Genomic DNA, 21433 nt, shown 5'->3' with positions numbered 1-21433 from the left:
TCATCGTTCGTAAACTGCTTTCGATCGCGTGACCCGACGGCCACGTATGACAAAGCCGGCACCGCCCCGCCTTGAGGCCATACCTGCCGGCGCACCCCCTACTGATAACGGACCTGTCATGGACTCAACGACCAGCCTGCCCCCGTTCCACCTTGCCTTCCCGGTCCACAGCATCGCTGCGGCACGCGAGTTCTATGGCGATCTGCTCGGCTGCCCCGAAGGCCGCAGTGCCGAGGATTGGGTCGACTTCAACTTCTACGGTCACCAAATCGTCGCCCACTACGCGCCAGAGGAAGTCGGCCATCGCGCGACGAGCGCAGTCGACGGTCATGGCGTGCCGGTGCGGCATTTCGGTGTAGTGCTGTCGATGGCTCAGTGGGAGGAAGCCGCGAAGAGGCTGGCCGACGCCGGCGTGAAATTCGTCATCGAGCCGTACATCCGCTTCAAGGGCGAAGTCGGCGAGCAGGCGACCATGTTCTTCCTGGATCCGTCGGGCAATGCGCTCGAACTGAAGGCGTTCGCGAATATGGAGTCGCTGTTCGCGAAGTAAGCCGATTAGCGCGTTGCTTCAACTGCGCAGCGCGAGTAGTTGCGTGCGCTGCGTCATAGTGACGCGCGCCGGTTGATTGCATCCCAACTCAGACGACTCGCCGGAAAGAGGCCGGCCGAATTAGGTAAAATCGTGGGTCTATCCGATACGGCCAACTTTGGGAGGGAGGTGCGCATGAAGCTTACAGGCGTCGGCCTATACACCTTCCATGAGGCGGCTCGACTTACAAAGACCCCGTTGCGAGACCTGCGCCGGTGGTTGTGCGGCTACTCCTACCGAGACAAGAAGAGCGAGGCATCGGTAGAAGTCCCTCCCCTCTGGGAGACTGAGTTCGATGATGACGTAGATGGCATCAGCTTCCACGATCTCCTCGAAGTCCGGTTCGTGCGAGCATTCCGCCAGCATGGGGTCAGCCTGCAGACGATCCGTGTGGCAAGCCAGCGAGCACGTGAGTTATTTGCCACGGACTACCCGTTCACTTCCCGCAAATTCAGGACTGACGGCCGCACTATTTTTGCCTCCGCCATGAAGGAAGCCGGGGAGACCGAGTTACTCGATCTCGTGCAGCGGCAGTACGCATTCCGTAAAATCATCGAACCGTCGCTGTATGGCGGTATTGAGTTCGATGGGAATCAGTTGGCGGCGCGGTGGTACCCGTCTCCGCGAAGCAAAGCGGTTGTGCTCGATCCGCAAATTGCGTTCGGAAAGCCGATCGTCACGGATGGCGCTGTCAGGACTTCGATCCTCTACGACGCGTTTGCCGTGGAGGGCGACAAGGATTTTGTTGCGAAGCTTTATGAAGTGCCGGTTGCGGCTGTCGACGCAGCCATTGCCTTCGAAGAAGGCTTGGCAACCGCGTGAGGTTCTTTGTCGACAACAACTTGCCACCAGCCTTGGCAAGGGCGTTACACGCGTTGTCCGAGCCGCTGGGGCATTCAGTTGCTCATCTAAAAGAATTGTTCCCCCAAGACACGGGGGATTCCGTCTGGATCGATGCACTGTCGAACGAACGGGGGTGGTCCGTCATCACCCACGACAAGCTGAACAAAGGACTCGAACGGGAGGCCTTACGGCGAGCCGGGTTGATCGTCTTTTTTCTAGACAAAGGATGGTCAAACCACCAGTTCTGGGATAAGGCGCATAACCTAGTACGTTGGTGGCCGCGAATCATCGACCAGTCCGAGGGAATCAAGGGCGGAGCCGCGTTCAAGGTCCCCCTACAATTTCTCCGGTAAGGGCCAATTCGAACAAGTCGCCCTGTAGGAGTGCACTTTCCGTACTGCCGAACCGGCATCACCACCTGAAGGAGGTGCCGATGCGGCTGCTCCCTGTTGATCTCGATCGTCCTCGTCGTCGTTCCGTTCTGGCGCATCTGCTCGCGGGCCGGGTTTCATGGGGCACTCTTTCATCGTCAGGCAACAACAGGCATTCACTCGTGAGCGGATTCGGCATGGCCGGCGGCGTCAAATTCCGCCATTCATTTGTCCGCCGCCATGTGCCGCAGCGACCTATGATCCGTCGTGCAATGCAATTGAAAACAACCTGAAGCGATACTGTCTGGCAACTCCGGTGCACCCTCATGGCACCGACTCGGTCCATCTTGATTTCAAACGTCCAAGCACACCTTGGCGCGGGCCTCGCGCGTGTGTCGTCGCTGCTCGTCGATAGCCGCAGCCCCGATTCGATTCGTCGAAGTTTTCGGCTCGAAAACAAAAACTAATGCACTTGTCTCGCGCTTGCCGTTCATTCGACGATTGACGTCGAGCTATCGCGAGTCACGATTTTAGCTGTGCGGCGCGGAACCGTTAGGCGATTGCCGAACGGAGATTCCCATCTTTGGAGGCCATCCACCATGAACGCGAAACGCTGCATTAAGTTGCTCGCCACATTGTTGACCGTCGTTGGCGCGACGTCGGCATTCGCCGACGATGACGGCGGCAACGCCGTCGGCTGCACGATGCCCGCGGGAACCGTCGCACTCGTGCAAAAGCAGCTCGCCGTCGTCGTCAATTTGGGCGATGCCAACGGCGGCATCTTTAAGCCGAACCGCATGTGGTCCGCCGTGGTCGACCGGGATGGGCACCTTTGTTCGGTGATCAAGACGGGCGATGCCTGGCCAGGAAGCCGAGCCATTGCGATCGCGAAGGCCTACACGGCCAACGGTTTCAGCAACGATGCACTCGCTCTGTCGACGGCCAACCTCTATGCCCCCACTCAGCCCGGCGGCTCGCTCTATGGTCTCAACAATACGAATCCGTTCGACGCTCGCTTTCTCGCGAATGGAACTGGCCAAGGACGCGTGCTCGGCGGTGTCGTCACGTTCGGCGGCGGCGTTGCGTTGTACGTGGGGGGCAAAGTCATCGGCGGTCTCGGCGTCAGTGGAGACAGCGCTTGCGCCGACCATGCCATCGCGTTTCGCATGCGCAAGCTCGCGGGGCTGGCCGGCATCCCGTCCGGCGTAGCCCCGGACAAGACTGACAACATCATTTATGCCACCAATTCAGTACCGACAGGATTCGAGCACCCGCACTGCTTTCCTTCGGACTTGAGTCCATCGAAAATCGAAACGCCATAGCGCGGCAGACACTCCAACGACAATGCGCCGGCGGCGGCCAAAACGATTCGGCGAAATCTCATGAGAGGTCAGTCGTTGTTACGGGCAGCGGCAGCCCGCCGGCGTAGGCAGTGATCCTTTCCTTCAAGACGTCATGCAATCGTCGAATGGCGGGGAGGAACTGCTTTCGATGAGGGCAAACGAGGTTAAGCGGCACAGGCTCGCCCGGTTGTTCGGGCAACAGCAATTCAAGCCTGCCCGCCCGTACGTCGCCACATACGTCGATCCATGACTTGTAGGCAATGCCGTAACCGTCGATGGCCCAGCGCCGCGCGACATCGGCATCGTCGCACGATAAGGACCCGCTCACAGCGACCTGCCGCCGCTCGCCGTTCACCGGAAAACCCCATCGGTCGTAGACACGCCCGCTCAGCGCGTAAAGCAGGCACTGATGCCGGGCCAAATCGTCGAGGGTCCGCGGTCGTCCATTGCGTTGAAGATAATCGGGCGACGCGACGAGCACGCGCCGATTGTCTTCTGCAAGCGGCAACGCCACGTAGCTCGCATTCTCCGCCGCACCGTAGCGGATCGCGATATCGACCGGATCGCGAAAGACGTCGGTCAACTGATCCGACAAGAACAGTCTCAGCGACAACTTCGGATGCGCCTCGCGGAATTCGCTCAGCCACGGCAACAGCACATTGCGCCCGAGATCCGATGGCGCGGCGATCTGGAGCACGCCTTGCAAGGTGTCTTCTTCACCGCGCAACCGCTCGCGCCCTTCGCTCAGCATCGCCAGCACTTCGCGTGCGTACGGCAGATACTGCTCGCCCTCGGCCGTCAGCCGCAGGCTACGCGTGGAGCGTGCAAAAAGCCGAACGTCGAGTTCGCGCTCGAGCCGCTGGATCGCCGCACTGACCTGGCCCGGCAGCAAATCCGCTTCGCGTGCGGCGTTCGAGAAACTGCCGAGCGCAGCGGTGCGAACGAAGAGGCTCAAGTCGTCGAGCCGGATCATTTTCATTCCTACGGTGAAAGTTCTACCCGATTGTCGCTGTTTTTCAGTAAGCCAGTGTGACGGATCATTCGCTTGTTGCCCGATGCACTGCCACTAGCGGCCGGGCGCCTCTTCCCGTGATGTCTCGCTTCCTCGAAAGGAGATCAAATGAAAGCTATCGTCTACAGTCAGCATGGCCTGCCGATACAGGATCCGCGATCGCTTTATGAAACTGAACTGCCCAAGCCGGAACCCGGACCCCGCGATCTGCTCGTGAAAATCCGCGCGATCGCGGTCAACCCTGTCGATACGAAGGTGCGTAAGAACTCGGCAACCGATACCCCGCGCGTGCTCGGGTGGGACGCAGTCGGAACGGTCGAAGCGGCAGGCGCAGCCGTGACGCGCTTCAAGCCCGGGGACGAGGTCTTCTATGCGGGCTCGATCGCGCGCCCCGGGGCGTACGCGGAATATGGTCTGGTCGACGAGCGAATCGCCGGCCATAAGCCGAAATCGATCGACGATGCATGCGCCGCCGCGTTGCCTCTCACGTCGCTGACGGCATGGGAGCTTCTCTTCGATCGGCTCGGAGTAGCCGAAGGCGGGGGCGACGGCGATGCCCTGTTGATCGTCGGCGCCGCCGGCGGAGTCGGTTCGATGCTGACGCAACTCGCGCGTCAATTGACGAAGCTGCGCGTAATCGGCACGGCGTCGCGAGCGCAAACGCGCGAATGGGTCAGCGGCCTCGGAGCCCACGATGTCATCGATCATTCACGCGGGCTCGTCGACGAACTGCGTGCGATCGGTGTTCCGAACGTGCGTTACGTCGCGAGCCTCACGCATACCGACGCTCACTATGCGCAGATCGTCGAAGCGCTGGCGCCGCAAGGCAAGCTCGGCATCATCGACGACCCGGCCACGCTCGATGCGATGCAGCTGAAACGCAAGGCGATTTCGCTGCACTGGGAGCTGATGTTCACACGGTCGCTCTTCGAGACGCCGGATATGGTCCGTCAGCACGAAATCCTCGAGCGCATTGCCGCGCTCATTGATGCTGGGACTTTGAAAACGACGCTCGGCGAGCATTTCGGAGCCGTCAACGCCGACAACCTGCGGCGCGCGCACGAGCTCATCGAAAGCGGCCGCGCGCGCGGGAAGATCGTCCTCGAAGGCTTCGTGAGCTGAGCTCGCGGGAGACTCCAGAAACGCGCGGCGCTCCGGACCTTCCGCGAGCCGCGCGCTACGCCCCTTGCATGAGCGCCGTGATCTGATCGGCCGTCATCGCATTTCGATAGATGCGGAAGTCGTCGATCATTCCGTTGAAATACGGATCGGCCGAATATTGCGAACGTCCGATCCAGTTCTGCGCGGTGGGTCCGATGCGCCACGGCGCGTGGACGACGGTGCTCGAAGTACCGATCACGGCACCGTTGAGGTAAAGCGTCGCGGTCGTTCCCGAAAGCGTGACCGCCACGTGCGCCCATTGGCCCGTCGGCAATGCGACATTGCCATCGACTTGGGAATCGCCGTACCCGTTTACCGTCGTCGCAAAACGCATCACGCCGGCTGAATTTTTCGCCGTCAGCATGACCCAGCGCCCCGTGCCCGCGCCGAAGTCGAAGATGCGCGCCCACGCATTGCCGCCATTCCAGTTGACCCACGCGGCGATCGTGCAGTCGGACACGTCGGCCATGAGGTTGTTCGGCAAGCTCACGTAGCCGCTCGACCCGTCGAGCGAAACCGCATTCCCGATCTTGCCGGCCACGTGCGTCGCACCGCCGACGAGGGTACCCGCATGACCATTGCCGCTCGAATCGGCAGCGCTCGTGCCGCTCGACTCGTCGAACGTCAGATAGGTATGCAACTGCACCGCGTTCACCGCCACGATTTCGCTCGAGTTCGCGCTTTCACCCGCCGGCGTCTGCGCACTCACGACGTAGTACCAGGTGCCCGCACCGGGCGCGTCGGTATAAGTCAGCGGATCGGCGATGCCGGTTGCCACGACGGTATACGGGCCGCCCGAATTCGCTGCGCGCTTGACGTTATAGCTCGTGCCGTTCGCCACGCCCCACCACGAGAGCACCACCTGCCCCGCCGTCGGCCACGCGGTCACGCCGCTCGGCGCCGCGGCCGGCGCGATCGCACTGCGCGTGCAGGTGAGCGTGCCGTAGCCAAGTTGATCGTAGCCGCCGCTCGTCGAGCCATAGTTGCCGCCGCCGCCTTCCGGCTGGATCTTCGCCGCGAAGCTCTGCGACCAAGGCGCCGCGAGCCCCAGGCGGTTCACATAGTGGTTGTAGACGAGCGCCCAGCACGGCCTGATCGTCCCCTGCGCTGCCGTCGAGAACACCGATTGCGTGACGTCGACGTTCGAATAGGTCACGTAAGGCACCGTCAGATACGTCCCGTCGGCCTGCTGCAAATTGGCTTTCGCCACATACTCCGCTCCCATCAGGAAGCGGTTGTTGTCGTGGCCATACAGGTCGATTCCCTGATTCCAAGCCATCTCGCAAATGGCACCACCGAGCGCAATGCCAAGCGTGTTGTGCCCCTGGTCCCGGCCCGTCTCTTGCCATTGTCCGAGGTTGCCCGGATGAACGTAGTAGACCGCCTGCGCGATCGCACCGTTGCCGGGACCGTTCAGGAAGTAGTTGACGGCCGTATCGAACTTCGTGTGATCGTCGCAGAGCACGCCGATCGCCATGATCGAAGCGATGTTGCAAAGGTCCCAATTCGCCCAGTAATGCGTGATCTGGGTGTTGTTATGGCGATTGAGGAAGTCGATGTTGATCGGATAAAAAATGTTGCTCATCATCGACTGGAATGCGGTGAAATCGGCCGCGGCCCAACCGGCGTAACCGCGCATGATTTCGCCGGCGTTCGCGAATTCGTAGCCATAGATGCCGGCCGCCAGGTCGGCGTTGGAGTCGCCGCTGATCTGTTGCAGCGTGGACGACCACGCATTCATGATCTGCACCGCTTTGTCTGCGTAAGCCGTGTCGCCCGTCACCTTCCATCGAAGCGCACAGGCATAGGCCGCTGCAATGTCGTTGTACAAGTTCGGGTAGTTCTGCGGGTATGAGCCGCCCCGATACACGATAGCCACGGGCCGCGGCGTCCATGAAAGGCTCGCGTGGCTATTGGCGATCAGCACTTCCCAGTCATCGAACCATGGCGACACTTGCGCCGCGACCTTCTGCGCCATCCGATCAAAATCGGTCTGCGTATGGAGCAGCCCCGGATGAACAAAGGCTCCGCTCGTCGTGACGTCGGTTGCACCTGTCGCGACATGCGCGAGCGCCGCGCTCGATGTCGAGCTGGTCGCCGAGGACCGGCCCACCGATGCCGCATCCGCCGAGCCGCCCCCTCCGCCACATGCGGAAAGCGCGAGCGCGCCGAGGCTATAAAGGAATGTGCGCCGCGAAATCCCCGCTTGTTGCTCGTTGTGCTTTTTATCGTCCATATGTCGTCGCTCCGTCGATGACCGGTGGCTGAAAGTGCTCGAAGGGCAGGCGTGTACGCGCGTGCCGCCGCCCGCGGGCCCTTTCGCTGTCGACTTCCCGCCTCTCCGGACCGCGCGAACCATCCGGCGTTGCCAGGGGTTCGCAAACGTTTGCGCTCGGAGATTAGGTGGATGGCGTTGACGGCAGGGCCTGCTGCGTTAACGGAACGCGACGGCCGCGGGCGCACAGGAATTCGTGTGAGGATTTACGGAATCTGGCGTAAGGAAAGCCCTAGCCAGGTTCTCGCGGTTGCATTGCGCGCCATGAGGCGACGGGACGCGAGAATTCGGGGACGTATCGAAAGATCGGCCAACCGGTGCAGCACGGCTGACGCATGTCGGGATGAAAAAAGCGAGGATCGCCGCAGTGCGATTGCGCAGCCGCGGCGATCCTCGCTTCGAGTTGTCAGGCGACGATTACTTGCCGCCGATGCTCTGCAATGCCTTCCACTGGCCGTTTTCGACCTTGTAGATCGTGATGCCGCCGTTCTTCAGATCGCCACGATCGTCATAGGCGAGGTGGTTCGTCGTAACGGCCGGCATGCTGGTTTGCGCGAGCAGCGGCAGGTACTTCGCCGGATCCGTCGAGTTGGCCTTCTCCATCGCCTTGAACATCGCCATCGCGCCGTCGTATGCGTACGGCGAGTACGTTTCGACATCCTTGCCGAAGCGCTTCTTGTACTTCTCGACATACTCCTTGCCACCGGGCATGTCGTCGAGCGGCAGTCCCGCGAGCGAAGCGATCGTGCCTTCCGCGGCCGGGCCGGCGATCTTCAGGAACGTCGGCGTATGAACCATCTCGCCGCCCATCAGCGGCGCCTTGATCCCGAGTGACTTCATCTGCTTGACCATCGGAGCAGCCTGCGAATCGGCGCCGCCGAAATAGATCAGGTCGGGATTGCTGCCCTTCAGCTTCGTCAGGATCGACTTGAAGTCGACGGCCTTGTCGTTCGTGTACTCGCGATCGATGATCGTCGCGCCGGCCGCCTTGGCCGCCTTCACGAACTGATCGGCAAGACCCTGCCCGTACGCCGTGCGATCGTCGATGATGGCGATCTTCTTCACGCCGAGGTCCTTCGCCGCGAACGTGCCGGCCACCGAGCCTTGCTGCGTGTCCGAGGTCATCATGCGGAACGTCGTCTTGAAGCCCTGCTGCGTGTACTCGGGCGCCGTCGCCATCGCGATTTCGGGGATGCCCGCGTTCGCATAGATGCGCGAAGCCGGGATCGTCGTGCCCGAGTTGAAGTGGCCGAGCATGCCCTTGATGCCGTCATCGACGAGCTTTTGCGCGACCGTCGTGCCGGTGCGCGGGTCGGCCTGGTCGTCGGCCGCGTCGAGCACGAAGCGGACTTGCTTGCCGCCGATCACGGGCTTCGTCGCGTTGATGTCTTCGATCGCCAGAACGATGCCGTTCTGGAAATCAGCCCCGTAGTGCGCCTGCGCACCGGTCATCGGACCGGCGAAGCCGATCTTCACCTCATCGGCCTGCTGCGCATGCGCCGTCCCCGCCATCGCCATTGCCGTAACGAGCGCTGCGCCCGCGAGCTGTTTCATCTTGTGTTGCATAGCTTCTCCTAGGTACCAAAGAAATGGAGCGGCTTCAGGGTTCGCCATGCCGCTTCCTTTTTTGAGACCAACGGCCGAGGGTCGCTTAGCCGATCGTCATCAAATTCGCGTTACCGCCCGCCGCGGCCGTGTTCACGCTGACCGAGCGCTCCGTGAGCAGGCGCTCGAGCGCATAGTCTTCGTCGCCGTTCGCGAGCGCATTCGTCGCCACGCCCTGCACCGACACGATCGGCCCGTTGCGCTTCGACACTTCCTTCACGAGCGCAAGCAGTTCATCGCTGTCGCCTTCGAAGAGCACGGCGTCGAACGGCGCGTCGGCGCCGTTTCGGGTGCTCGCGAAGTGCTTGAGCGGCGCCGGCAACGCGGCGACGAGCGCCTCGCCGGCCGCACCCGCGAACAACGCGCGGTTGCCCGTTGCCAGCACCGCCGCGAACTGCGCTCGGGCGCCGCTCGCCGTGGAAGGCACGCAGCATACCGTGCCGCGGGCACCGAGCGTGAACGTGTTGCGTTCTCCGGTCGGCCCCGGCAACACGGCCGTCGCGCCGGCCGGGAGGTTCGATAGATACCCGTCGCAACGCGCCGCCAGCTCAGGCTCGCGCTCGGCAATGAGCCAGTCGCGCAGCGCGGCGAGCGCCGCGCGCGGAGTCGGCATGCCGCTCCCGTCGCCGTTGATGCCGCCGTTCTTGTCGCTCGGCTGCGTATCGGCCACGAGCATGGCCGACAACGCTTTCGGCAAGCCAGCGGGGCGCTTGGCGAGCAGCCGCTGCAGATAGAGCGGGCCACCCGCTTTCGGCCCCGTGCCGGACAGACCCTCGCCGCCGAACGGCTGAACGCCGACGACGGCGCCAATCACGTTGCGGTTGACGTAGATGTTGCCGACATGCGCACGGCCGACGACATGCGCGATCGTCTCGTCGATGCGCGTATGAATCCCGAGTGTGAGCCCGTAGCCCGTCGCGCGAATCGCTTCGAGCAGCTTGTCGAGCTCGCTGCGGCGAAAGCGCACGACATGCAACACGGGCCCGAACACCTCGCGCTTGAGTTCCGCGATGCCGTCGATCTCGATCAGCGTCGGCGCGATGAAAGTCCCATGCGAACAGGCGTCCGCGAGCGGCAGTTGCGTCACCTCACGGCCTTTTTCGCGCATGGCGGCGATATGCGTTTCGATCGTCCGCTTCGCATCGATGTCGATGACAGGGCCGACGTCCGTCGAGAGGCGATCCGGGTTGCCTACGGAGAGCTCGCTCATCGCGCCGCGCAGCATCCTCAGCGTCCGATCGGCGATCTCCTCTTGCAGACAAAGTACGCGCAACGCGGAGCAACGCTGGCCGGCCGAATCGAACGCGGACTGCATGACGTCAGCAACAACCTGCTCGGCGAGCGCTGACGAGTCGACGATCATCGCGTTCTGCCCGCCCGTCTCCGCGATCAGCGGAATCGGCTTGCCGTCAGGGTCGAGACGATTGGCCAGCGTCCTGTCGATCAATCGCGCGACTTCGGTCGAGCCCGTGAACATGACGCCGCGCGTGCGGGCATCGGCGACGAGCGTCGCACCGACGGTCTCCCCATTGCCCGGCAGCAGTTGCACGGCGCCCGGCGGCACGCCGGCCTCGCGCAGAATCCGCACGGCCTGCGCGGCGATCAGCGGTGTTTGCTCGGCCGGCTTCGCGAGCACCGTATTGCCGGCCGCTAGCGCCGCCGCGACCTGCCCCATGAAAATCGCGAGCGGAAAATTCCACGGACTGATACAGACGACAGGGCCCAGCGGCCGGTGGGTATCGTTCGAGAACTCCGCGCGGATCTGCGCCGAGTAGTAGCGCAGGAAATCGACGGCTTCGCGAATCTCCGAAATAGCGTTCGCCAGCGATTTGCCCGCCTCGCGCACGATGAGACCCATCAGCGTATGCATCTGCGCTTCGAGCAAGTCGGCCGCGCGCGCAAGGCAGTCGGCACGCGCCTCGACGGGGGTCGATTGCCAGATCGGGGCTGCGGCGACAGCGTTGGCCAGTGCCGTGTCGACATGCTCGCGCGTCGCTTCGAGGACGGTGCCGACGATGTCGCGATGATCGGCAGGATTGCGCACCTCGCGCGCGCCCGGGGCGCGTGCACTCGCCGCGAGCGGAGCATTGTCGGCGAGCATCGGCGCCGCGCGCCAACCGTGATGAGCGCTTGCGAGCAAGGCCGAGGAGAGCGACGCGAGGCGATGCTCGTTCGAGAGATCGAGCCCCATCGAGTTGACGCGCTCGGCGCCGTAGAGCTCGCGCGGCAGCGGGATCTTCGCGTGCGGCGCGCCGAGCGGCGCGATCTTCGAGGCTTCCTCCACCGGGTCGCCGACGAGCGACGCGACGGGCACGGTCTCGTCGGCGATGCGATTCACGAACGAGGTATTCGCGCCGTTTTCGAGCAGACGCCGGACGAGGTAGGCGAGCAGCGTCTCATGCGTGCCGACGGGCGCATAGATGCGGCAAGGGCGATTGAGCTTGTCGCGCCCCGTCACCTCTTCGTAAAGCGGCTCGCCCATGCCGTGCAGGCATTGGAACTCGTATTGGCCGGGGTAGTAATTCTGGCCGGCCAGATGATAGATCGCCGCAAGCGTATGCGCGTTGTGCGTCGCGAATTGCGGATAGACGGCGTCCGGTGCCGCGAGCAGCCGCTTCGCGCAGGCGAGATACGAGACGTCCGTGTAGACCTTGCGCGTATAGACGGGATAACCTTCGAGCCCGTCGGTCTGCGCGCGCTTGATTTCGCTGTCCCAGTAGGCGCCCTTGACGAGCCGAACCATGATGCGATGACGGCTGCGGCGCGCGAGATCGACGACGTAGTCGATCACGTACGGGCAACGCTTCTGATAGGCCTGGACGACGAAGCCGATGCCGTTCCAGCCCGCGAGCTCGGCATCGAAGCAAAGCGCCTCGAGCAGATCGAGCGAAATTTCGAGCCGGTCGGCTTCTTCCGCATCGATGTTGAGCCCGATGTCGTAGCGGCGCGCGAGCAGTGCGAGCGAGCGCACGCGCGGCAGCAGTTCGCTCATCGTGCGCTCCTGCTGCGCGCGCGAATAGCGAGGATGCAGCGCGGAGAGCTTGATCGAGATGCCCGGTCCCTCGTAGATGCCGCGGCCGCCCGCCGCCTTGCCGATCGCGTGGATCGCCTGTTCGTACGAGGCGTAGTAGCGTTGCGCGTCCTCCTCGGTCGTCGCCGCCTCGCCGAGCATGTCGTACGAGTAGCGGAAGCCGCGCGCCTCGTATTTGCGGCTGTTCGCGAGCGCCTCCGAAATCGTCTCGCCCGTGACGAACTGCTCGCCCATTAGCCGCATCGCGATATCGACGCCCTTGCGGATCAGCGGCTCGCCGCCCCTGCCGATGAGGCGCGTGAGCGCCGACGATAGGCCCGCTTCGCTGTTCGTCGTGACGAGCTTGCCCGTGATCATCAAGCCCCAGGTCGCCGCGTTGACGAAGAGCGACGGCGCATGACCGACGTGCGACTTCCAGTCGCCCTTGCTGATCTTGTCGCGAATCAAAGCATCGCGCGTCGCGCGATCCGGAATCCGCAGAAGCGCTTCCGCCAGGCACATGAGCGCAACGCCTTCCTGGCTCGACAGCGAAAACTCATGAATGAGCCCTTCGACGCCGCCGCCCGTGCGCTTCGCGCGCAACGTCTCGACGAGACCCGCCGCCATCTTGCTCACTTGCGCCGCGAGCGTTTCAGGCAGCCGTGCCTCGCCGATCAGCACCGGCAAGCACTCGGGTTCCGGGCGGCGGTAGGCCGCCGTGATGGCCGCGCGCAGCACCGATTGCGGCTGCACGCTCTGCGCGAAATCGAGAAACGGATGCGGCGCGCCTTCCTCGTCGGAATCGGCCGCATGGCCGTCAGCGAACTCGGTGATACCGGCCGCGCCCGATAGTTCGGGGGGCACTTGCCCATGCTCGATCTTCTCGAGGTAAGCGAAGATCGCCTGCTTGATGAGCCAGTGCGGGGTGCGCTCGAGACGCGCGGCGGCTTCCTTGAGCCGCGAGCGAAGAAGGTCGTCGACCTTCACGCCAAGGGTGGTACTCGCCATGTTTCTTCGACGCCGGTCACGCACCGGCATATGACCAAAAGGTGGCCGAATCGTACGCTTCCAAATTAAAAGGTGCAACCGATTACCCGGATCGGTTGCACCCACCGCGGCGGCCTTTAACTCCGCCGGTTTCCGGCGAATCGCGACAGGCGGGGCGCGGCCGGTCGCGCTCGGTGTTTTCCCTGATTCGTGACGTCGAGGCGAATGCGTTCCGACAGGCCGATCGGCGCGTCGAGCCGGCTTCGAGGCGGGTTTGAGCGGACTTCGAGCCCGCATCGAACCCGCGTCGCTCCGCGATCGGGCGAACTGCGGCAGTTTCCCCGCCTTTATCGATGCTTCATCATTCAACGCCGACGCGAATAATCGCTGTCAGTCGGAGGGCGTATGTGCGTGCGACCTCCTTCACAACACCGCTGCAGAAGGCGCTTCCGGTTGCCGTAAACCCGTTAAGCGCCCCACCGCACGGAGCGCGGAAGGCAAGGAGCGCGAAATGGAGAAGTGGATCGTAGTCGGCGGTATCTGGCTCTTGGTGATGGTGTGCCTCACGTTGTTCATCCGAGGCGCCTCGCCGGCCCGCAACCGGGCGCTCGCCATGGCGCGCTCGCGCGAAAGGCGGCTGAAGCTGCTCGAAGCTGCGGACGCGCGAGAGACCGCTACAGCCAGCGAGCGCTGATCCGCGAGACCACCGCGCGCCAAAAGCGCGATAAAAGCAACACGCGAGGCTCACATGCTTTGCTGCCACGAAAGCCGGTCTTCGGCGCGATATTGTCGGCAACTGCCGCAGCGGCGGCGGCCGGCCACGCCAGCCAGCGCGAGACGAGTCGCCTGCGGCCCGTCGAGCGGTACCTACGGTCCCAGCTACGCGATCGCGGTCCGCGCGCGCGCCCGCGCGGCGCGCAACCGCTTGCGATAACGTCCGGGCTCGGAGAGCAACGCTTCGCCCGGTTCGCCAGCCGGCGGGCGAATCAGATATCGAGCGGATCGACCTCGAGACTCCAGCGCAATGCGCCTTTCGTCGCGCGCAGCGCCGGCTGCCACGCACGCAGCGTCGCGAGCAGCGCGGCGCGCGATCCGCTTTCGACGAGCAATTGCGCGCGATGCACGTTTGCGACTTTGACGATCGTCATCGGGACCGGGTCGTAGACGGTGACACGTTCGGCCGTCCCGATTTCGGCGAGTGCGGCGCACGCCTGCTGCAAGAATGCGATTGCCCCCTCGAGCGTGCGCGCTTCGGCGCGCAGCAGCGCCTGATAGACGAAAGGCGGCAGGCGCGCGTCGCGGCGCTCGGCGAGCGTCGCGTCGGCGAAGCCCACATAGTCGTGACGCGTAAGCGCCTGGTAAAGCGCATGGCGGGGGTAGCGCGTTTGCACGAGCACCTCGCCGGGCAAGCCCGCACGTCCGGCACGCCCGCTGACCTGCATCAACTGCGCAAAGAGCCGCTCGCCCGCTCGAAAGTCGTGCGAAAAAAGCGCCGCATCGGCATTGAGCACACCCACGAGCGAGACGCGCCTGAAGTCGTGTCCCTTCGCGATCATCTGCGTGCCGACGAGGATGTCCACCTCGCCCGCGTGAACGTCGGAAAAAAGTGCCTGCGCGCTGCCCTTGCGACGCGTGCTGTCCGCGTCGATGCGCAACACGCGCGCGCCCGGCACGAGCGCCGCGAGCGTCTCCTCGACGCGTTGCGTGCCGCGCCCGAGCGGCGCGAGATCGACGTTGCCGCAGTCGGGGCATGCGCGCGGAATCCGCGTTTCCCAGCCGCAGTGATGACAGCGCATGGCGCTTTCGGGCTTATGCAGCACGACGTAGGCGCTGCAGCGCGGGCAGCCGGCCACCCAGCCGCAGGCGTCGCACGCGAGCACGGGCGCGTAGCCGCGCCGATTGAGAAAGACGAGGCTTTGCTCGCCGCGCTCGACTCGCGCCTTCAATGCGCCGACGAGCGGCCCTGAGAGCCCGTCGACGCTTGCTCTGCCGCGCCGGCGCTCGTCTTCGAGGTCGATCATCCGCACCGCCGGCAGCGCGGCGTCGGCCACGGCGCGGCGCGCGAGCGTGAGCCGACGATAGCGGCCTTGCCCTGCCTGCCACCAGCTTTCGAGCGAGGGCGTCGCGGAGCCCAGCACCACCGGAATCGAAAGTTGCTTCGCGCGCCAGACGGCAAGATCGCGGGCCGAGTAGCGTAGTCCTTCCTGCTGCTTGTAGGCCGGATCGTGCTCCTCGTCGACGACGACGAGCGCAAGCCGCGGCAGCGAAGCCAGCACCGCCAGGCGCGTGCCGAGCACGATGCGCGCGTGGCCCCGATGCGCCGCGAGCCAGCTGCGCGCTCGCTCGCCGTCGGCCATGCCGCTGTGCAGGGTCACGACCGACGCGCGTCCGTGCAGTGCCGCGAAACGCGCGCGAAACGCGGCTTCGAACTGCGGCGTCAGATTGATCTCGGGGACGAGGACGAGCGCCTGGGCGTCGGGCCGTTCGGTGAAGAGCGCGTCGAGCGCGTGCAAATAGACCTCGGTCTTGCCGCTTCCCGTCACACCGTGCAGCAGAAACGGCGCGAAACCGCGCGCGGCCCGGATCGTCTCGTAGGCCTGCGCCTGCTCGTCCGTCAGCAAGGGGCGCTCGGCCGGCAACGGAGAGGCCGATGGCCTATCGATCGTCTCGACCCATCCGCTTGACGCCCACTCGGTCAGCACCGACAGCGCCTTGGCATTGATCGCCCGCGCGTCGGCGGCATCGAGCGTCGCGCGCTCCGCAAGCGCCGCCGCGAGTCGCCGCAGCGCGCTCGCACGCGCCGGCAATGCGTCCGGCAGCGCGGTCCGTCCCTCGTCCGTCAGACGGAAAATCCGCGGCGTCTCTTCGAGCCGGCTCCAACGAGCCGGGTCGCGCAATGCCTGCGGCAGCGCCGGCAGTGCCACTTCTCCGGGTGAGCGTTGGTAGTATTCGGCGGCGAACGTGACGAGTTCGAGCCATTCGCGCGCGAGCGGAGCCACGGCATGGCAGACGGCGCGCACGTCACGCAGCCGATCGGCCGGCACTTCGCTCGTCGCGGCGACTTCCCAGATGAGGCCGACGACTTGCCGCTTGCCGAAAGGCACGCTCGCGAGCATTCCGGGCTCGGGCGACAGCGCGGGATCGCAGCGATAATCGAAAAGCGTCGGCAGCGGGTGATCGAGCGCGATGCGGACGAAAACCTCGCTCATGCGACGCGCGCTCGCGGAAAAAACCGGCGCGATGACGATCCGGACCCGAATATTGGCAAGTCCGACTTAAAGTAGTACTTGAGAATCGCCGCTAAGTTCACGATCTTGTTGAGAATTGCTCAGCGGGAGGCCGCCTCTGTGGATAACTTTGTTGAAAAGTGCCGCGCCAAAAGCCATCGAACGGCGTCGCGACGGCCTTCCGTGGGCAGACGCACATTTCTGTCGTCGCCCGCAAACCCTTGTCGAACAAGGCCAACAGCGTTCGGCTACATCGTTTAAATGTCAGAGTCAACCGCCCTCGACTCTACCGCGCCGCAACGAAAGGAATGTGCATAAGTCAAGTCTTGACAATTGCCGAAGCCCCGGTCGGCGGCGCGTTCGAGGCGGGTTAGTCCTTAGATCGCGAGCCCAGGTCATTGCATTGCAACACTAAGTTCATCTTTAAACGGATGTCGCCGGCGGTTGCCCTGCCCGAACGGCGCGACTCGCGCGGTGCACTTCGTCGACGAGCTCAGCGACATGATCGGGCGGCGTGAACTGCGAAATGCCGTGACCGAGATTGAAGACGTGTCCCGGGTGATTGCCGAAGCGCTCGACGAGCGCGCGTGCTTCGCGGCGAATCGCCGCCGGCGGCGCAAACAGGACAGTCGGATCGAGGTTGCCTTGCAGCGCTACGCGCGAGCCGACCCGCTCACGTGCACGGCCGAGGTCGGCGGTCCAGTCGAGCCCCACCGCGTCGACATCCGTGGCGGCAATCGCTTCGAGCCATTGGCCGCCGCCCTTCGTGAACGTGATGAGCGGAATCCGCGCGCCGTCGTGCTCGCGCTTGACGCCGCGCGCGACCGCTTCGATGTAGCGAAGCGAAAATTGCTGAAATACGCCGTCGGCCAGCGCCCCGCCCCAGGTATCGAAAATCATCGCGGCTTGGGCGCCCGCCTCGATTTGCGCATTGAGGTACGCACTGACCGCTCGCGCGTTGACCTCGAGGATGCGATGCATGAGATCGGGCCGCGCATAGAGCATGGTCTTGACCGTGCGAAAGTCGGCTGAGCCGCCGCCTTCGACCATATAGCACGCGAGTGTCCAGGGGCTGCCCGAAAAGCCGATCAGCGGCACGCGCTGCCTGCCCTGGCCATCGGTGAGCGCGCGTCGGATCTCGCGAACCGCGTCGACGACATAGCCGAGCGTCGCCTCGATATCGGGCACCTCGAGGCGCGCAACGTCGGCTTCGCTGCGTACGGGCCGGGCAAAGCGCGGGCCCTCGCCGGCCTCGAACGAAAGCCCAAGTCCCATCGCATCGGGAATCGTCAGAATGTCCGAGAACAGGATCGCGGCATCGAGCGGATAACGCGCGAGCGGCTGCAACGTCACCTCGGTCGCATAGTCCGGGTTCTTGGCGAGGCCGAGAAAGCTCCCGGCGCGCTCGCGGGTCGCGTTGTACTCGGGCAAGTAGCGGCCGGCCTGGCGCATGAGCCAGATCGGGGTGTAATCGGTCGGCTGGCGCAGCAGCGCACGCAGAAAAGTATCGTTGAGCAGAGTCGAGGCCACGGTTCGATGCAAGGGGCGGCAGAGCGTTGCGAGCGGTCATTCTACCGGACCTGACAGCGCCGCCCGCGCGTCACACCGTTTTTGCGGACCGGATCCTGTTACGATCGCGCGGAAATGCCGCAGCCTGTCGATTGAGGACAGGCGAACACAGGCCTTGTCTCGAACGGGAGCAACCTCGATGAAAAAGAACGTCCTCGCACGCCTTGCAGGCTCGGTGTGCTTCCTCGGTCTGACTTGCGCAAGCGGGGTTTTCGCTCAGCCGCAACCGGCTTCGGTTCCGAGCCACGTCGCGCCGGGCCGCAACGACGCCGCAGCCGCTTCCCGCTCCGAAGGCCCCGTGCAAGCAATGCCCGTGGCGCCGGGCCCAGTTGAGGGACGACTCGATGCGATCATCGGGCGCGGCACGTTGCGCGTATGCACGACGGGCGATTACAAACCGTTCTCGTTCCTCGCCGCCGACGGCACGTTCGAAGGCATCGACATCGACATGGCGGAGTCGCTCGCGAAATCGCTCGGCGTGAAAACTGAATACGTCAAGACGACGTGGCCGAAGCTGATGAGCGATTTCCTCGCGAAGTGCGACATCGCCGTCGGCGGCGTCTCCACGACGCTCGAGCGCCAGAAGCGCGTGTTCTTTTCGGAGCCTTACATGGTCGATGGAAAGGCGCCGATCGCCCGCTGTGCCGACGCGGACAAGTATCAGACGGTCGCGCAGATCGACGAGCCGGCGACGCGCGTCATCGTCAATCCGGGCGGCACCAACGAGCGCTTCGCGAGACAGTACCTTCCCCACGCAAGCCTCACCGTCTATCCCGACAACGTCACGATCTTCAAACAGATTCTGGCCGGCAAGGCCGATGTGATGGTGACCGACGCCTCGGAGACGCTGCTGCAGCAAAAGCTCAATCCAGGCCTTTGCGCGATCCATCCCGACAAACCGTTCCAGTATGGCGAGAAGGCCTACATGCTGCCGCGTGGCGATGTTGTCTATCAGCAGTACGTCGACCAGTGGTTGCACCTCGCCAGGGCAACAGGCGAATTTCAGACGATCTCCGACAAGTGGCTCAAATAGTTCAAGGCCGCTGCGCGCACCGCACGGTGACTTCCTGGCGCCGCGGCGACACGGTCGGTGAAGCGAACCCGTTTACATTTGGATTGCCGGAGAACACTGCCGAATCATCTCGTTGCGAGCCGTTCTCGCTATTATTTCGAGTAGCAGTTGCATAGAACGGGAATATTCGCATTAAATGATTTCCGGTTTATTCGATTGCTTACATGCAATCGATTTCAAACAACTGTCGAATCGGAAACATTGACATTCCAGCAGATAAGAAACGGCAAAAAATCCCGCGAAGCCTTGTCCGGCGTGGCGTTACATCCTGAAACACTTTGTTACCGCGTCGTCGGGCTAATTCGCCCACAATGCCCCTCAACGGTTTCAACACAGATGTCGTTCATCGCCGAATTCGCAACACAATGAAGAGCATCAAAAAATCGGCGAGCAAGAACGAATTCCTCTCTGGGAACATCTCTGTTGGAGCCGTTGCAGGTGCGGTTGTCGTTATTGATCGGCACCTGTCAGTTCCTTCATTGGTCTCCTCGCGCTAACCCCGTAGCGTGTGGTTTTTAGCGGGCCGCTGGCCCGCTTTTTTTTTGCCCGGCGTTTCCATGCTCGATGCGCACGTTGGCTTGACGGTCGCCGTCAGCATGTCTTCGGCATCGCGAGCTTGAGCTCTTCGATCATCCGCTCGCGCATCACGAATTTCTGGACTTTGCCCGTCACCGTCATCGGCATGTCGTCGACGAAGCGGATGTAGCGCGGCACCTTGTAGTGCGCAATCTGGCCGCGGCAGTATTCGCGCACTTCGCCCTCGGTCATTCGCTCGCCGGGGCGAACGACGATCCAAGCGCAGACCTCCTCGCCATACTTCGCGTCGGGCACGCCGAAGACTTGGACGCTTTGGATCTTCGGATGGCGGAACAGGAACTCCTCGATCTCGCGCGGATAAACGTTTTCGCCGCCCCGGATCAACATGTCCTTCAAGCGGCCGACGATGTTGCAGTAGCCTTCGGCGTCGATCGTCGCGAGATCGCCCGTTCGCATCCAGCCGTCGACGATCGATTCGCGCGTGCGCGACTCGTCGTCCCAGTAGCCCAACATGACGGAGTAGCCCTTCGTCCAGAGCTCGCCTGTCGCGCCGACCGGCACGGTCTGCCCCAGCTCGTCGACGACTTTCGCCTCGAGGTGCGGCTGGATACGGCCGACGGTCGATGTCCGTTTTTCGAGCGGGTCGGTCGTCGAACTCTGGAATGACACGGGGCTCGTCTCGGTCATGCCATAGGCGATCGTGATCTCCGACAAATGCATACGCGCGACGACGCGTTTCATCGTCTCGATCGGACATGGCGAGCCCGCCATGATGCCTGTGCGCAGCGCGCCGAGATCGAACTTGTCGAAGTCGGGATGATCGAGCTCCGCGATGAACATCGTCGGGACGCCGTGCAAGGCGGTGCAACGCTCTTCCGAAACCGCCGAAAGCGTCGCGGCCGCATCGAACGCCTCACCCGGGAAAACCATTTGCGCGCCGACCGATACGCACGCGAGAACCGCGAGCACCATGCCGAAGCAGTGATAGAGCGGGACCGGGATGCAAAGCGAATCGGCTTCCGTCAATCGCATGGCCATCGCGATGTAGCGTGCATTATTGACGACGTTGCGATGAGTGAGCGTCGCGCCCTTCGGATTGCCCGTCGTGCCGCTCGTGAACTGAATGTTGATGGGATCGCGAGCGTCGAGCGATGCGGCGATCTCCTCGAGCGGCACCGTCTCGAGCGCCATGCGCCCCATCTCGACGAGCTCGCTGAACGTCAGCATGCCCGGCGTTTCATGGTCGCACATGCGAATCACCGAGCGCAGATGCGGCAGGCGCGCCGCGTGCAGCTGCCCTGGCACGGCGTCCGCCAGCTCAGGAGCCAGCGCCTGCAACATTTCCAGGTACTTCGACGTTTTGAAATGCTCGGCCGCAATGATGGCCGTGCATGCCGATTTATTCAGCGCGTATTCGAGTTCGGCGAGCCGGTAGGCCGGATTGATGTTGACGAGGATCGCCCCGATGCGAGCGGTTGCGAACTGCGTCATGAGCCACTCGACACGATTGGGCGACCAGATGCCTACGCGATCTCCGCGGACGATCCCGAGCGACGCCAGGCCCGCCGCGAGCACATCGACTTCGTCGGCGAACTCGCGCCACGTCCAGCGAATGCCTTGCTCGCGGAACACGACAGCAGGCCGATCCGGAAAACGTCGGACGGTATCGAGGAGAAACTCGCCGATCGTCGCTTCGGAAAGCGGCGTATCGGTCGAGCCGCGCACGTAGGAAAGCCCGTCTCGGGGCGCGATGATTGCGCCACTATCGGAATTCGGTGTAGCCATCGGCGTCCCCTCTCTCCTTGTCGCGAATTCATGCCGCGGTTCTCGCA

Annotated in this window: 15 protein-coding genes; 8 read left to right on the top strand and 7 right to left on the bottom strand. The window is 63.6% G+C overall.

Annotated elements, in window-relative coordinates:
* Positions 1-118: 118 nt before the first annotated feature.
* From C9I57_RS08245 to C9I57_RS08230, 5 genes are all read left to right on the top strand, one after another.
* Positions 119-550 carry a VOC family protein gene (locus C9I57_RS08245; protein ID WP_107150112.1) on the top strand — a complete coding sequence of 144 codons (432 nt, stop codon included), beginning with the start codon at positions 119-121 and terminating at the stop codon, positions 548-550.
* A 174-nt stretch (positions 551-724) separates the two neighbouring features.
* The gene (locus tag C9I57_RS08240) at positions 725-1411 is read left to right on the top strand and encodes a DUF433 domain-containing protein (RefSeq protein WP_107150111.1); all 687 of its coding nucleotides are present in this window, start codon (positions 725-727) and stop codon (positions 1409-1411) included.
* Positions 1408-1785, top strand: a complete 378-nt coding sequence (locus C9I57_RS08235) for a hypothetical protein (protein ID WP_107150110.1) — start codon at positions 1408-1410, stop codon at positions 1783-1785. Before C9I57_RS08240 ends, C9I57_RS08235 begins: the two co-directional genes overlap by 4 nt.
* A gap of 80 nt (positions 1786-1865) precedes the next feature.
* Positions 1866-2096 (top strand): hypothetical protein, encoded by a 231-nt coding sequence (locus tag C9I57_RS32390; RefSeq protein ID WP_146166185.1) that lies wholly within the window; start codon positions 1866-1868, stop codon positions 2094-2096.
* Positions 2097-2402: 306 nt separating this feature from the next.
* Entirely contained in the window at positions 2403-3125 is a 723-nt protein-coding gene (locus C9I57_RS08230; protein WP_107150109.1) for a GlcG/HbpS family heme-binding protein, read from the top strand.
* 58 nt (positions 3126-3183) lie between these two features.
* On the opposite strand, the gene C9I57_RS08225 is transcribed toward C9I57_RS08230, so the two are convergent.
* A complete protein-coding gene (locus tag C9I57_RS08225; RefSeq protein WP_107150108.1) occupies positions 3184-4119 on the bottom strand; it encodes a LysR family transcriptional regulator in 936 nt (311 codons plus the stop codon).
* A 147-nt stretch (positions 4120-4266) separates the two neighbouring features.
* Between C9I57_RS08225 and C9I57_RS08220 the strand changes: the two genes are divergently transcribed.
* On the top strand, positions 4267-5280 hold the full coding sequence (locus C9I57_RS08220; RefSeq protein WP_107150107.1) for a zinc-binding alcohol dehydrogenase family protein: 1014 nt from the start codon (positions 4267-4269) through the stop codon (positions 5278-5280).
* Between the two features lie 55 nt (positions 5281-5335).
* Here the strand turns inward: C9I57_RS08220 and C9I57_RS08215 are convergent, their stop codons facing one another.
* The 3 genes from C9I57_RS08215 to putA all read right to left on the bottom strand — a co-directional run bounded on the left by C9I57_RS08215 (position 5336) and on the right by putA (position 13217).
* Positions 5336-7555 carry a LamG-like jellyroll fold domain-containing protein gene (locus C9I57_RS08215; protein WP_107150106.1) on the bottom strand — a complete coding sequence of 740 codons (2220 nt, stop codon included), beginning with the start codon at positions 7553-7555 and terminating at the stop codon, positions 5336-5338.
* A 456-nt stretch (positions 7556-8011) separates the two neighbouring features.
* Positions 8012-9160, bottom strand: a complete 1149-nt coding sequence (locus C9I57_RS08210; protein ID WP_107150105.1) for a branched-chain amino acid ABC transporter substrate-binding protein — start codon at positions 9158-9160, stop codon at positions 8012-8014.
* Between the two features lie 85 nt (positions 9161-9245).
* Entirely contained in the window at positions 9246-13217 is a 3972-nt protein-coding gene (gene putA / locus C9I57_RS08205) for a trifunctional transcriptional regulator/proline dehydrogenase/L-glutamate gamma-semialdehyde dehydrogenase (RefSeq protein ID WP_107150104.1), read from the bottom strand.
* A gap of 490 nt (positions 13218-13707) precedes the next feature.
* Between putA and C9I57_RS08200 the strand changes: the two genes are divergently transcribed.
* Positions 13708-13890: a hypothetical protein gene (locus tag C9I57_RS08200; protein WP_107150103.1), complete on the top strand. Its 183-nt coding sequence runs from the start codon at positions 13708-13710 to the stop codon at positions 13888-13890.
* 292 nt (positions 13891-14182) lie between these two features.
* On the opposite strand, the gene C9I57_RS08195 is transcribed toward C9I57_RS08200, so the two are convergent.
* On the bottom strand, positions 14183-16405 hold the full coding sequence (locus C9I57_RS08195; RefSeq protein WP_107150102.1) for a primosomal protein N': 2223 nt from the start codon (positions 16403-16405) through the stop codon (positions 14183-14185).
* 441 nt (positions 16406-16846) lie between these two features.
* The gene (gene hemE / locus C9I57_RS08190; protein ID WP_107150101.1) at positions 16847-17953 is read right to left on the bottom strand and encodes a uroporphyrinogen decarboxylase; all 1107 of its coding nucleotides are present in this window, start codon (positions 17951-17953) and stop codon (positions 16847-16849) included.
* 346 nt (positions 17954-18299) lie between these two features.
* Here hemE and C9I57_RS08185 point away from each other — a divergent pair, with 346 nt between their 5' ends.
* Positions 18300-19025 (top strand): transporter substrate-binding domain-containing protein, encoded by a 726-nt coding sequence (locus C9I57_RS08185; RefSeq protein ID WP_258187559.1) that lies wholly within the window; start codon positions 18300-18302, stop codon positions 19023-19025.
* Positions 19026-19655: 630 nt separating this feature from the next.
* On the opposite strand, the gene C9I57_RS08180 is transcribed toward C9I57_RS08185, so the two are convergent.
* Positions 19656-21386 (bottom strand): AMP-binding protein, encoded by a 1731-nt coding sequence (locus tag C9I57_RS08180; protein WP_107150099.1) that lies wholly within the window; start codon positions 21384-21386, stop codon positions 19656-19658.
* Positions 21387-21433: the final 47 nt, after the last annotated feature.

The organism is Trinickia symbiotica (genome assembly GCF_003028655.1).
In the GTDB taxonomy this organism is placed as follows: Bacteria; Pseudomonadota; Gammaproteobacteria; order Burkholderiales; family Burkholderiaceae; genus Trinickia; species Trinickia symbiotica_A.
The sequence above is the reverse complement of the archived record's forward strand: the minus strand, read 5'-3'. Positions and strand labels throughout refer to the sequence as shown.

What these genes read in the sequence shown, in the direction of transcription:
- C9I57_RS08185 (WP_258187559.1), top strand. Translation starts at nt 18,300, where the DNA reads ATGCCCGTGGCGCCGGGCCCAGTTGAGGGACGACTCGATGCGATCATC.
- C9I57_RS08195 (WP_107150102.1), bottom strand. Translation starts at nt 16,405, where the DNA reads ATGAGCGAGGTTTTCGTCCGCATCGCGCTCGATCACCCGCTGCCGACG.
- C9I57_RS08215 (WP_107150106.1), bottom strand. Translation starts at nt 7,555, where the DNA reads ATGGACGATAAAAAGCACAACGAGCAACAAGCGGGGATTTCGCGGCGC.
- C9I57_RS08240 (WP_107150111.1), top strand. Translation starts at nt 725, where the DNA reads ATGAAGCTTACAGGCGTCGGCCTATACACCTTCCATGAGGCGGCTCGA.
- C9I57_RS32390 (WP_146166185.1), top strand. Translation starts at nt 1,866, where the DNA reads ATGCGGCTGCTCCCTGTTGATCTCGATCGTCCTCGTCGTCGTTCCGTT.
- C9I57_RS08180 (WP_107150099.1), bottom strand. Translation starts at nt 21,386, where the DNA reads ATGGCTACACCGAATTCCGATAGTGGCGCAATCATCGCGCCCCGAGAC.
- putA (WP_107150104.1), bottom strand. Translation starts at nt 13,217, where the DNA reads ATGGCGAGTACCACCCTTGGCGTGAAGGTCGACGACCTTCTTCGCTCG.
- C9I57_RS08225 (WP_107150108.1), bottom strand. Translation starts at nt 4,119, where the DNA reads ATGATCCGGCTCGACGACTTGAGCCTCTTCGTTCGCACCGCTGCGCTC.
- C9I57_RS08230 (WP_107150109.1), top strand. Translation starts at nt 2,403, where the DNA reads ATGAACGCGAAACGCTGCATTAAGTTGCTCGCCACATTGTTGACCGTC.
- C9I57_RS08210 (WP_107150105.1), bottom strand. Translation starts at nt 9,160, where the DNA reads ATGCAACACAAGATGAAACAGCTCGCGGGCGCAGCGCTCGTTACGGCA.
- C9I57_RS08245 (WP_107150112.1), top strand. Translation starts at nt 119, where the DNA reads ATGGACTCAACGACCAGCCTGCCCCCGTTCCACCTTGCCTTCCCGGTC.
- C9I57_RS08200 (WP_107150103.1), top strand. Translation starts at nt 13,708, where the DNA reads ATGGAGAAGTGGATCGTAGTCGGCGGTATCTGGCTCTTGGTGATGGTG.
- C9I57_RS08220 (WP_107150107.1), top strand. Translation starts at nt 4,267, where the DNA reads ATGAAAGCTATCGTCTACAGTCAGCATGGCCTGCCGATACAGGATCCG.